This is a genomic window from Vibrio sp. 2-2(8) (genome assembly GCF_963888495.1).
Taxonomy (GTDB): domain Bacteria; phylum Pseudomonadota; class Gammaproteobacteria; order Enterobacterales; family Vibrionaceae; genus Vibrio; species Vibrio anguillarum.
In genome coordinates this window covers 55,317-67,953 of the sequence record NZ_CAWPJM010000052.1, presented here as the reverse complement: position 1 = coordinate 67,953, position 12,637 = coordinate 55,317, and the positions used below count along the sequence as shown (strand labels likewise).

13 protein-coding genes are annotated in these 12,637 nt (G+C 46.4%); 4 read left to right on the top strand and 9 right to left on the bottom strand.

Annotated elements, in window-relative coordinates:
- Positions 1-87: 87 nt before the first annotated feature.
- The gene (cpdB, locus tag AACV12_RS14405; protein ID WP_170900599.1) at positions 88-2,049 is read right to left on the bottom strand and encodes a 2',3'-cyclic-nucleotide 2'-phosphodiesterase; all 1,962 of its coding nucleotides are present in this window, start codon (positions 2,047-2,049) and stop codon (positions 88-90) included.
- 289 nt (positions 2,050-2,338) lie between these two features.
- Here cpdB and cobA point away from each other — a divergent pair, with 289 nt between their 5' ends.
- From cobA to cysC, 4 genes are all read left to right on the top strand, one after another.
- Entirely contained in the window at positions 2,339-3,217 is an 879-nt protein-coding gene (gene cobA / locus AACV12_RS14400) for a uroporphyrinogen-III C-methyltransferase (RefSeq protein WP_170900597.1), read from the top strand.
- 91 nt (positions 3,218-3,308) lie between these two features.
- The gene (gene cysD / locus AACV12_RS14395; RefSeq protein WP_026029179.1) at positions 3,309-4,217 is read left to right on the top strand and encodes a sulfate adenylyltransferase subunit CysD; all 909 of its coding nucleotides are present in this window, start codon (positions 3,309-3,311) and stop codon (positions 4,215-4,217) included.
- A 17-nt stretch (positions 4,218-4,234) separates the two neighbouring features.
- Positions 4,235-5,665 carry a sulfate adenylyltransferase subunit CysN gene (gene cysN, locus AACV12_RS14390; protein ID WP_170900596.1) on the top strand — a complete coding sequence of 477 codons (1,431 nt, stop codon included), beginning with the start codon at positions 4,235-4,237 and terminating at the stop codon, positions 5,663-5,665.
- Between the two features lie 78 nt (positions 5,666-5,743).
- On the top strand, positions 5,744-6,361 hold the full coding sequence (gene cysC, locus AACV12_RS14385) for an adenylyl-sulfate kinase (RefSeq protein ID WP_013855944.1): 618 nt from the start codon (positions 5,744-5,746) through the stop codon (positions 6,359-6,361).
- A gap of 43 nt (positions 6,362-6,404) precedes the next feature.
- On the opposite strand, the gene AACV12_RS14380 is transcribed toward cysC, so the two are convergent.
- The 8 genes from AACV12_RS14380 to msrA form a co-directional block, all read right to left on the bottom strand.
- Entirely contained in the window at positions 6,405-7,304 is a 900-nt protein-coding gene (locus AACV12_RS14380) for a TIGR03899 family protein (RefSeq protein ID WP_013855945.1), read from the bottom strand.
- A gap of 295 nt (positions 7,305-7,599) precedes the next feature.
- Positions 7,600-8,100, bottom strand: a complete 501-nt coding sequence (locus AACV12_RS14375; RefSeq protein ID WP_013855946.1) for a DUF3299 domain-containing protein — start codon at positions 8,098-8,100, stop codon at positions 7,600-7,602.
- Between the two features lie 9 nt (positions 8,101-8,109).
- Positions 8,110-9,369, bottom strand: coding sequence for an ABC transporter permease (locus AACV12_RS14370; RefSeq protein WP_017046979.1), 1,260 nt, complete (start codon positions 9,367-9,369; stop codon positions 8,110-8,112).
- Positions 9,366-10,082, bottom strand: coding sequence for an ABC transporter ATP-binding protein (locus AACV12_RS14365; protein WP_013855948.1), 717 nt, complete (start codon positions 10,080-10,082; stop codon positions 9,366-9,368). Before AACV12_RS14365 ends, AACV12_RS14370 begins: the two co-directional genes overlap by 4 nt.
- A gap of 69 nt (positions 10,083-10,151) precedes the next feature.
- Positions 10,152-10,817, bottom strand: a complete 666-nt coding sequence (zrgA, locus tag AACV12_RS14360) for a zinc uptake protein ZrgA (protein WP_170900595.1) — start codon at positions 10,815-10,817, stop codon at positions 10,152-10,154.
- Positions 10,818-10,898: 81 nt separating this feature from the next.
- Positions 10,899-11,192: a DUF2607 family protein gene (locus tag AACV12_RS14355; protein ID WP_081989810.1), complete on the bottom strand. Its 294-nt coding sequence runs from the start codon at positions 11,190-11,192 to the stop codon at positions 10,899-10,901.
- Positions 11,193-11,332: 140 nt separating this feature from the next.
- Positions 11,333-11,884, bottom strand: a complete 552-nt coding sequence (locus AACV12_RS14350; protein ID WP_026027808.1) for a YtfJ family protein — start codon at positions 11,882-11,884, stop codon at positions 11,333-11,335.
- A gap of 114 nt (positions 11,885-11,998) precedes the next feature.
- The gene (msrA, locus tag AACV12_RS14345) at positions 11,999-12,637 is read right to left on the bottom strand and encodes a peptide-methionine (S)-S-oxide reductase MsrA (RefSeq protein WP_094147502.1); all 639 of its coding nucleotides are present in this window, start codon (positions 12,635-12,637) and stop codon (positions 11,999-12,001) included.

Here is a 12,637-nt window from a genome sequence, read left to right as displayed (position 1 = left end):
GGAAATAAAAAACGCAGCGAAAGGCTGCGTTTGTGAGGTGAAAGCGCCTTAATTCATTGGCCTCTTTCAATCGATTTGAGTGGGGGTTTATTGGGTAAGGTCAATCTTGTAAACCGCAAAACCAACTTCATCGTTTTCCACCAAAGCCATTGGGTATTGGCCTTTCTCTTTGATGAACTGTGCTGCTTTCTCACTTGGAGAGGTTTCAAAACGAATATCTAATGCAGTATTGGTTTTAATCGGAGCAAACGACCAGTTGTTATCAGCACTTGGCGTAACTTGACCTTTTTCTTTACTCACGCGCGAAATGTAGTTGGCAACGGCCGTGCGGTTTTCGTCGGGTGAGTCAAAGGCAACAAATTGTGCGCCCGTGCCTGCAAATTTATTGCTGTAAGCGCGGTAGTTATTGGTGGCGACAATAAAGGTCTGTTTTACATCGATAGGTTTACCTTGATAAGTTAAGCCTACAATGCGCTCTGCATCTTTATTCGCCACTTTGCAATCACCATCGTATTTGGCGGGTTGAGTCACATCGATTTGGTAATTCACCCCATCCATCACATCAAAGTTATACGTGCGGAAATCAGCCCAATTGATCAAGGATTGTGGTTGAGTGCTGTGCGGATCAATCTGATTAAACTGCCCCGCGCTGCATTCCAACCATTCCTTCACTTCTTTACCCGTCATTTTCAGCGCGACTAATGTATTAGGGTAAAGATAGAGATCTGCTGCGTTACGAAATGTCAGTTGGCCAGCTTCGACTTCAGTGAAACCAGCAGGATCATCTTTACGGCCACCAACTTTGAAAGGGGCTGCGGCCGATAACACCGGCAAACCATCAAGATCAGGGTCGCCTTGAATAAAGCGTTCCACATAATCTTTTTGTGCAAGGTTAACGATTTGCACGGTTGGGTCATCTTGTACCAAGGCTAAAAAGCTGTACATCACATCATTTGCTTGGCCAATCGGTTGATTCACGAAATCTCGCGTGCCTTTGTGGTCTGACTCTAAGGCTTTCACTATGCCTGTATCGGCTGCTGCCAATGATTTCTTATTGGCTTTATCGAAGATTGGGCGAGCTTGGGATTGACCATTCACGACTGACCATTGGCCATCTTTGCTTTGCAAAGTCAGATCCATCACACCAACATGGCTACCCCAGCGCCCCGGCATGACAGCGGTTACGCCATTAATGGTGCCTTTAGTCACATCTGCTCCTGGCAGTTTGGCAAAATCTTGGCTAGGGAATACCGCGTGAGAGTGACCAAAAGCAATCGCGTCAATGCCTTCTACTTGGGTGAGGTAGTAAACCGAGTTTTCTGCACCAACGGAATATGGGTTAGCTGAGACACCAGAGTGCGGGATTGCGACGATCACATCGGCACCCTCTTTTTTCATCTGCGGGATCAGCTCCTCGGCTGTTTGCTTGATGTCTTTGGCAAACACTTTGCCATCCAGATTTTTCTTATCCCACACCATGATTTGTGGTGGGACAAAACCAATGTAACCCACTTTAATTTGGTGCTCTTTGCCATCGGTATCTTTGAACGTGTGCGTTTTAATGAGATAGGGATTGAAGAGGTGTTTGCCCGTTTGTTGGTCATAGACGTTGGCATTGACATACGGGAATGCGGCGTCGTTAATACTCTCCTTTAAAAAGGACAAACCGTAGTTAAATTCATGGTTACCAATGTTACCCACATCGTAGCCGAGCTGATTCATCGCTTTGTAAACTGGGTGAACCTCACCAACCTTGATGCCTTTGGCGGCCATATAGTCGCCCATTGGGCTACCTTGGAGTAAATCACCGTTATCGACCAAAATGCTGTTTTCGACTTCGCTGCGCGCTTGCTTCACTAACGTCGCCGCACGGGATAAACCAATCTGGTTCGATGGCTTGTCTTTGTAGTAATCGTAATCCATCACATTGGTGTGAATATCGGTCGTTTCGACGATACGCAGTTTAATGGTGTCCGCCATTGCTGGGCCAGCCATTGCTAACATACCGCTCAAAATCGCGATGGAGAGAGGTTTCACTGCCACTTTCATTGTGTACTCCAGTTAGGGGTAGGGAACAAATAACTCGTCTAATGTAACAAAATCTTATGAAACGATGATTTCAATGAATATCAATTTGTGATGTTACGCGTTAACTCACCGGCATTCTGTCGACAAGATCTCATCATTGATTGGCTTTTAATCAGAGAGATAGTCACTTCTTATTCGGAATTATCCATTCCCTTATCAGCTTTTGATATAAAAAATGAAATTTTAGAATTTCAGGTAATATGAAGAGCCCGCCATAATGCATCCATGAATTAAGTTATGGATAACAACAATGAGTACGACGGAAACCATTTCTCAGTTGCCAATCAAAGGGCCGCGCTTAGTTGCGGTCAACAATAATGCTTTGGCAAGTAGCGCTCCATCGTACGTCAAAAGCCAATTGACCTGCGGTGAAGTGGCTTTGATTGGTGCAGGGCCGGGCGACCCAGAACTGCTGACGCTCAAAGCGTTGAGCTTTCTACAACAAGCCGACGTGGTGTTGTACGACTACCTAGTGTCTGATGAAATTATGGCGCTGGTGCCGAGCGATACCATCTTAGTCTGCGTGGGTAAGCGCGCTGGACACCACAGTGTTCCTCAAGAAAAAACCAATCAATTGCTGATCGATTTTGCGCAGCAAGGTTACAAAGTCGTGCGTATTAAAGGCGGCGATCCGTTTATGTTTGGCCGCGGTGGTGAAGAGTTGGAAGTGCTGTTTGATGCGGGGGTGAAATTTCAGGTGATCCCCGGTATTACAGCGGCGGCAGGCGCAACGGCCTATGCGGGCATTCCACTGACTCATCGCGATTATGCGCAATCCGCTCTGTTTGTCACCGGTCACCTTAAAGCGGAAAACGATGACATGGATTGGTCAACACTGGCACGTGGTAATCAAACCTTAGTCATTTACATGGGCTTGATGAAGTCGAGTTATATCCAGCAGCAGTTGATTGAACATGGACGCCAAGCCAACACACCAATCGCGATTATTGAACGCGGTACTCAGCGTTCGCAAAAAGTCTTCAAAGGGCAGCTCAGTGACTTATCACAACTGGCGGCGCAGGCACAGGCTCCGGCCTTGATTGTGGTGGGCGAAGTGGTGGCGCTGTCGGAAAAACTGCATTGGTTTGGTGAACAACCCGCGCAGCAAAACCAAGTGAATTACGCCTGATTGCAAGGCAAGTCAGTTAGTTCCAACTCAATACTCAAACCAATTTCTCATTGCACAAGGCTCGCAATGCGAGCGAAAAGGAAGCATGCAGATGGATCAACAACGCTTAACCCATTTACAACAGCTCGAAGCCGAAAGTATTCATATTTTACGTGAAGTGGCCGCTGAATTTGATAACCCAGTAATGATGTATTCGATTGGTAAAGACTCTTCGGTGATGCTGCATTTAGCGCGCAAGGCTTTTTATCCGGGGAAAATTCCCTTCCCACTGCTGCATGTGGACACCGATTGGAAATTTCGTGAAATGATCGAATTTCGTGATCGTATGGCGCACAAGTATGGTTTTGAGCTTTTGGTACATAAAAACCCAGAAGGGATCGCGATGGGGATCAGCCCTTTTGAGCATGGATCTTCAAAGCATACTGACATCATGAAAACCCAAGGTTTAAAACAAGCGTTGAACCAATATGGTTTTGATGCTGCTTTTGGTGGTGCGCGTCGTGATGAAGAGAAATCACGCGCGAAAGAGCGTGTTTATTCTTTTCGTGACAAGAACCACACGTGGGATCCGAAGAACCAGCGTCCGGAGCTATGGAAAACCTACAACGGCCAAATCAATAAAGGTGAGAGCATTCGTGTTTTCCCATTGTCGAACTGGACTGAATTGGATATTTGGCAATACATCTATTTGGAAAACATCGAGATCGTACCGCTGTATTTATCGGACATTCGCCCAGTTGTCGAACGCGATGGGATGCTGATCATGGTTGATGATGAGCGGATGAAGCTGCAACCTGGAGAAGAAGTTCAGCACAAGAGTGTGCGTTTTCGCACGTTAGGTTGTTATCCACTTACTGGCGCAATTGAATCAGAGGCCAATACGCTAACGGGCATCATTGAAGAGATGCTGGTGGCCACTTCCAGTGAACGACAAGGCCGCGCGATCGACCACGATCAATCAGGATCGATGGAATTGAAAAAACGCCAAGGTTATTTCTAAGCCTCTAAGGAAAGATTATGAATAGTGCAGTTCAGGCTCAGCTTTCTGAGATCGGTATTGAAGCTTATCTCACGCAACACCAGCACAAATCGTTACTGAGATTTCTGACTTGTGGCTCAGTTGATGATGGAAAAAGTACCTTGATTGGTCGTTTGCTTCATGACACAAAACAGATTTATGAAGATCAACTGGCCGCCGTCCATTCCGATAGCCAGCGTGTTGGCACGACGGGCGAGCGCCCCGATTTAGCTCTGTTAGTTGATGGCCTGCAAGCGGAACGTGAGCAAGGGATCACCATTGACGTGGCGTATCGCTATTTCTCTACTCAAAAGCGCAAATTCATCATTGCCGATACTCCGGGGCATGAGCAGTACACGCGCAATATGGCGACGGGCGCATCCACTTGCGATCTCGCGGTGATTTTGATCGATGCCCGTAAAGGCATTTTGGATCAAACGCGTCGCCACTCATTCATTGCCAATCTGTTAGGTTTGAAGCATTTTGTGGTGGCGGTGAATAAGATGGATCTGGTCGATTACTCACAAGATCGTTTTGAGCAGATCCGTCAAGACTACGTGGAATTTTCAAAGCATCTGCAAGGTGATACTGATATTCAGATCATCCCGCTTTCTGCTCTGGAAGGGGACAACGTGGTCGAAGCAAGCCAACATATGCGTTGGTATCAAGGCCCATCACTGCTGGAGCTGCTTGAAACGGTGGACGTTGATCAGCAAAAAGGAGCCAGTGAGTTTCGTTTTCCTGTGCAGTATGTGAACCGACCGAATCTCGATTTTCGCGGTTTTGCAGGCACGATTGCAGCAGGCAGTATCAGCGTTGGAGATGCAATCACTGCACTTCCGTCTGGAAAAACATCCACCGTGGCACGTATTGTTACTTTCGATGGAGATTTGCCGCAAGCGCAAGCAGGCCAAGCGGTGACGTTAACGCTCAGCGATGAAATTGACATCAGCCGTGGTGATCTTATTGTGCTGCAAGGAGCGCAGGTTGAATCAACTAACCATCTATTAGCCGATGTGGTCTGGATGACAGAACAACCACTCAAAGCCGGGCGTGAATACAACATCAAAATTGCAGGTAAGAAAACCGTCGGCCAGTTGCAAGCAGTACGTCACCAGTACGATATTAATAATTTATCGACTTATCACAGTGAAGAGTTGCCGCTCAATGGCATTGGCTTGTGTGAATGGTCGCTAACAGAGTCGATCGCGCTGGATAAATACTTAGACAGTGCCAATACTGGTGGATTTATCATCATCGATCGCCTGACGAATGTGACGGTGGGGGCGGGCTTAGTTCGAGATAGTTTGCAAAACATCGCTCATGCTCAAAGCACCCACTCTGCATTTGAAGTGGAATTGAATGCCTTGATCCGCAAGCACTTTCCACACTGGGAAGCCAAAGATCTTCGTCAGTTACTCAAGGCTTAACTGTGGTGATTCGGTGGGAGGGATTGCCGCTTACAGCGTCCCTCTATTGGCTAGTTTGAGACAAAAAAGGATTGAGTAATGAGTACGAATTTGGCCAATAAAGATGAAAATGTTGTCTGGCATCAGCATACGGTGGATAAGTCGTTCCGCGCCAATTTAAAACAACAACAGCCAGCAGTATTGTGGTTTACGGGGTTGTCAGGGGCGGGAAAATCAACCATTGCTGGTGCGTTGGAACAGCGTTTAGCTCAACTCGGGTATCACACCTATTTACTCGATGGGGATAATGTACGCCACGGCTTGTGCAGCGACCTTGGGTTCTCAGAGCAAGATCGGCGAGAAAATATTCGCCGTATTGGTGAACTCGCGAAGCTGATGGCCGATGCTGGGTTAATCGTGTTATCAGCATTCATTTCACCGCATCGCGCTGAGCGTCAATTAGTGCGCGATATGCTGCCACAAGGTGAATTCATCGAAGTGTTTGTCAATACCAAGTTGGACGTGTGCGAGCAGCGTGACCCGAAGGGGCTGTATAAAAAAGCGCGCGCTGGTGAAATCAGTAATTTTACGGGCATTGACTCTGAGTATGAGTCGCCGCAAAGCCCTGAGATCGATCTTGCGGCTGGCGAAAAAAGCATTGATGAGCTGGTGGAAATTTGCCTAACAGCGCTGCAAGTGCGAGCGATTATCGCCTAATGTAGAAGAGGGCTCATCAGCTTGAGCCCTTTATTTTTTGAGGCTAGACGGCGTGATGAAAAGAGCTGCTGGCAACTTCGGTGTGGACAGTGAATTTCTGGCTAAGCACCGCCAACATCTGATCGTAGTACTGCATATTCGGTTTATTACCCAGTAGCTTACACAGCTCATTGCCAGTGGGACTGAAACGGTAATAGAGCAGCCTTACCCCTTTACTCATCGATTGCAGTGACAGATTCTTGCCTTGATAGGTCAACAGCAGTGCCGGTTCAAGTTCAATTTCTCCAGATTCCAGTTCAGTGGCATGCAGTAAGCCAAGCTCGATCAGTACCAACAGGCTCGAATAGGGTAATTGGAAACTACCCATATTGATGACAAATGTGCTGATGCGCTTTCCTAAACTAAAAATACCGTTAGTAGCACGAATGCCGACCAACAGCTTGCGGCTGTTATCGCTACCAAAACAGCAGGCTAACGCTGAGGCTTTTTGGAGTATCTGCGCTTCTTTTGGTGTCATGTCTTGTAATACTTGCAGTGCTTTCATTGAGGTTGAACCGGGGTTGGTCACCTCGCGTTTGAGTACTTGCGCCCAAAGTCGCTGCATCGAAGAGTTGTGGATGTCTTGCGCCATATCGAAAAAACGGTGTAACCAATCTTGATCAGGCTCTCCCGCGGTCTCATTTTTACAAGAGATATGCGCCAGTTTGACGATCTGCTCTAGGTTTTTTTGTCGCTGCTCTTTACGTTGCTGTTCTCTAAATAAGGCGCGATCAAGCGAGGTTTTTTCTGGCGGATCCGTTTGTAGCAGCGCATCTAAGCCGTGATATTGAGCAATATTCAAAATGCGACTACCACTGTCTTTGATGTAGCTCGATTTTTTTTCGTGGCTTTGACCTGAGTTGGCTTGATGTTCAATCACTACAGGGTTGTTGGTATCTGCCATTTTATGTCCGCTTCAATCACCCATTTCATTCATGGATTAAAATGTAACGTGTAACGCATTTTCCATCTAGGAAAAACATTCGTTCTAGATCATAAATTTGCGCTATCCCTAATGATAATAACTTGTTAAAATTGTTATAGGAATTTGTGGGGCGCTTATGAAGTGTTGGAAAGAAAATAGACTGAAAAAGCACCTATCGATTACTTTACTATTGTTGATATATGTCGCTTTGCTAGCGTATTTATCTAAATATATCGTTTAGTTTAGATGAATCAATAGGTTGCTATTTTGTTAACTACATGTCGTCGTATTCTTCGATCGCAGTGCCTTCGATCACATACGCTGTTTCGGCCAGATCGTGGCTAACACTTTCGGTTTTCAGTGTCCCAATCAGATAAATTACATCCCAGAGCTGCTGGATTGGAGCACCTTGCGGATATTTCACATAAATAATTTGGTTTGGTGGCGGTGGCGGCACGTGAATGCATGCGCCAAAGTAGGGCACTAGTAGAAACTCAGTAACGTTATTGGCGTCGCCTTCCAGTGGGATCACAAAGCCGGGTATTTTGACCACGCTGCCATTGAGCTCTTTTCTAACTCCGCCGATTTTTGATTGTGCAGCCGTCATTTCGCCATCATGGTTCAATGCAGGCATACCATCGGCGTTGAATTGGTTACGTTCGTTCTCGGGGATCAGATCGATCCAATCGAGCGTCAGTACTTGTTCATTACTCTGTGCGTACATCGGTAACAAGCCTGATAGCAGCAGCGTGCTGATAAGCAGTAGTTTTTTCATCGTTAAGTCCTAAATTCGAATGGTCATTCCATCGCTAAGTGATTGTCTATAGGCGCGTAGAGCCGGGATAACACCAATAATAATGCCAGCCAGCTGTACATAAGCTAATAATTGCCACTCATAGCCGCTTAAGGTGCTGAGTGTGATTTGAATTCCATAATGCTGCGCAATAAAAGGTTGCGCCAGTGCGAGCAGTGAATATAACCCCGCTAATCCAACGCAGATGCCAATAAAGGTCAGCGTCGTCGCTTCGCTGATAAGCAGAGCAAAAATATGTTTAGGTTGTGCACCCATGGCGCGCAGAATCGCCATTTCACGGCGTCTTTCCTGCAAGCTTGTCAGTAAGCTGCTGAGCATACCAAGTAACCCTGCCGCCACCACAAAGACCGACACCGCCATTAAAGCTTGTTCTGCTATTGACATCATACCCCACAGTTCTTGCAGAGCGACGCCGGGCATAATGGCGCTCAAGGGTTCTTGGCGATAGTTATTGATTTCACGTTGCAGTGCAAAGGTTTGAATTCTCGATTTTAAACCGATCAACATGGCGGTGATCTGCTTGGGTTGAAAGTTGTGTTGTTCAAGTTGCTCTTTGGATGGTGAATTGCCTAAATGCGCACCCGATTCCCAACCCACGTGAATGGCTTCAATCGCTTCTAATGAGACATGCACCGTTTTGTCTACGGGCGTTCCCGTTGGCGCTAAAATGCCCACCACTTTAAAGGGGAGGTTGTCGTGGCGGCTAAAACCCACATCGCTGATCCCATGCGCAATAATGATGTCACTGCCAATATGGTAACCTAAGGTTTCGGCGACATCTGAACCCAATACCGTTTCAAATAAACCATGAAACTCAGTGCCTTGAGAGAAGGTGAGTGGTTGCTTACTTCCATATTTGAAATGCTCGAAATAATGGTGATTAGTGCCCATAACGCGAAACCCTTGGTGTGAATCACCCAATGAAATGGGGATCGCCCACTTGACGCTGCGATGCTCACTGAAGGCTTGGTAGCTTTTCCAGTCGATATTATTGGTGGCATTGCCAATTCTAAATACCGAATAGAGCAGCAAGTTGACTTGTCCAGAGCGGCCGCCGACGATTAGATCCGTCCCTGAAATGGTGTTGGCGAAGCTCTCTTTGGCTTGAGTTCGAATGCGTTCAACCCCCATTAACAGAATGACTGAAATGGCAACCGTCAGAATGGAGAGTAGTGCTGTGGTTTTGCGGTTAAGTACGCTTTTCCACGCCAGATTGGTAATTACATTCATGCTGTCACTCCTGCCTGATTCAATTGAGGGAGGTAAACTGCGCGGTCAAATAAAGCTTCTAAGGTGGGATCGTGGCTCACAAACACCAGCGTTGAACCTGCCCGATTCGCCTCTTCCAATAACAGTTCGATAAACGCGAGTCGATTGTCGTGATCCAGCGCAGAGGTTGGCTCATCGGCGATGATCAGCTTGGGTTCTCCAATCAGTGCTCTCGCCGCCGCGACACGCTGCTGCTGGCCAATACTCAGTTCGATAACCGGTTTAGTCAGTAGTTCAGGTGCAAGATGTAAGCGAGTGAGTAACTGTTTTGCTTTCTCAATCAGATCGCCTGCAACATTCTGCTTGCGAGTGCTGGAAAAATGGCAAGGTAGCGTAACGTTTTCAATCACTGAGAGATAAGGCAATAAATTAAATTGTTGGAAAATGTAGCCAATGTGATCGGCTCGAAAACGATCCCGTTGACGGGAAGTTAACGTCGACAGGTTGGTGCCTAAAATAGAGACCTCCCCTCGTTGTGCTTGGTTGATCCCAGTCAGTAAGCTCAGTAAGGTCGATTTGCCACAACCACTTGGCCCTTTAATAAAAAGGTGCTCTCCACGTTTTACACAAAGATCCTGGATAGATAAGGCTGGTTGTGAGCTATTCGGCCAACGAAATTCGACCTCTTTCAATTCAATGACAGACGTCAGCGATAGAATATGCAAATCACTCATTGTGAATTCCTTTAACGACAATGAACCTAGAGTAAGTGTGTGCTTACTCTAGGTTGTTGCTTATACGCCTTAAAACGTAATGCGAGTGCTGTTTGTTTTCAACTCAGAGGCAGATTGTGCTTTGTCTGTCAGTACATTGGCAGAGATTGTTTGGGTATTTGGGAACAAGTTAAACCATTGCGTGTCGAGGTACTGCAATTGCGGCATGTTATCGCAGTGATATTGGTACTGAATCGTGAATTCACCGTGACCACTATGCTCGCCTTCATCATGCACATCTTTTTTATGGTCATGGTGTGCGTGTTGAGCATCTTTATCTTGATGTTTATCATCATGTTTTTCATGATGGTCGTGGTCGTGGTCGTGGTCGTGGTCGTGGTCGTGGTCGTGGTCGTGGTCGTGGTGCTCACCATTTAACGTATGCGCGATACGACTTTCTTCTAAATGACACTTGGCCGGAGCGGGCAGTTGGAAAATGCCATCGGCGTGGCTGAACTGCTCAAGGACTTTATTTAAGCGCTGTTGTTGTTCATCATTTTGTGGTGCATGTTCAAAGCCGACTACATCAGCGCCGGGGGCGGTGATTTCAATCAGTAAATCTTGCCCATCTTGAGCAATATTGAACTCGACGTGGCCATGTACATGAGCCTCATGTTGGCGAAACTCTTCATTTGCCAGTGCTGGCATGCTTAAAATTAGGCCGATAGAGAGAGCGAGTTTACGTTGGATAAACATTGGGTGATTCCTTTTAAACATCAAAATAGCCCTTAGCGCTTTGGCTTTGGGTAACAAATCATAAATAACTAGATAAGACGTCTAAAAGTGAGGAGGTGAGCGAGCAAGATAAGCGTAATGAACTGAGGGGCGACGCTGAGTTTTCTCTACTGATGATCGAATTTCGCAGCCACTAACGGCAGGAAGGATAGGCAGCGCACTGCTTAGACCATTTTGAAAGCCAGAAAAAAGTTGGCAATGATGCTGCGCGTGATGCGCAGGATTAGTATCGAGGTGATGATCTACATAAGCGACATTCAACCATAGCATCAGCAGCATGGCACATAATGCAATGCTTTGAGCTCGGTAATGGGGGCAACGTAGACGGGTAAACATCAAACCAATACAGTAGTAAAATGATAATTGTTATAATATAACAATATTGTGAGAATAAAGCGTACTCTTATTTTTATAAAAGCACCTTTCACCACGATATGTTTAGCAAAGGCAGCCGTGTTATCGGCCACCTAAGGTTATTATAAATTCTGTTTGATCAAGCCTAAAACCGTTTGAATTTCCTCATCACTCAATGCACCTTCCTTAACAAACAGTACCTTACCTTGCTTATCTTGAACGATGATCGCTGATGATTCCTCTTTTAAATCCCACGCTTTGGCTACATTTCCCGCTTCATCTAGCACCATGGAAGACCACGGAAACTCTTTCTTGCTGTCTTGAGCGGAAGATTTGACAAACGATCCTGTGCCCCAAATCGCATCATCTTGGTTGATGATCGAGGTGGTTTGATAACTTTCTGCGGGAAATTGTGCGGCCGTAATGGCGGCCATCAATGGTGCATTTAACGCTTTAGCACTGCTACGACCAGCAATGGCTTGAATGACGCGCACTTTGCCTAGCAGTTGGCTGGTATCCCAAGTTTGAAAGGCCGTTTTATCATCTTGTAGGATGATTTCACCATATTTTTCCACTGAAACATCAGCAACTTGCTGACCTTGGGTAATGTTGTGTGCCATGGCAAGCGCTGGACAGCAGGCCATTAGAATGGCGATCACTCGTTTACTTTTCATTGTAGGGGTCCCTTTTAGTTGAGCAACAAAGGTATAGCATAGAATCAATAAAACCACGAAAAGAGGCCATTAAGCGGTTAACAAAATGCTAACAAAGCCTCAATTCTACACGCTTTATTCGCTGAGCTGGGGTGGGAAGCAGATGCCTGTTCCTCCTAACCCACAATAACCATTCGGATTTTTAGCTAAATATTGTTGATGATAGCTTTCGGCGTAGTAGTAAGGACCAGCGGGTGCAATTTCGGTGGTAATTAAGGCTCGTTGACTGGCTGACAACGCCTGCTGGTATCGCTGCTTTGAGGCTTGTGCTATTTGCTGTTGCTGCTCTGAATAGGTATAGATGGCGGAGCGATACTGAGTGCCTTTATCGTTACCTTGACGCATGCCTTGGGTCGGATCGTGCTTTTCCCAAAAATGACTTAATAGATTTTCTAATGGCAAGCGCTGTGGATCAAAGATTACGCGTACCACTTCAGTATGGCCAGTTTCACCACTGCATACTTCTTCGTAAGTTGGGTTTGGGGTAAAGCCGCCAGCATAGCCTACTGAAGTCGACACCACACCATCGAGTTGCCAAAATAAGCGTTCAGCGCCCCAAAAACAGCCCATACCAATCACTATTTGTTGCTGATGCTCATTAGGCTGCTCAGTGATGTTGCTGTGGTTAACGTAATGAATTTCCTCCACTGACATAGGGGTTTCTCGTCCTTTCAGTGCTGTTTGTGCGCTGACCATTGTTTGTTTATTGAGCAT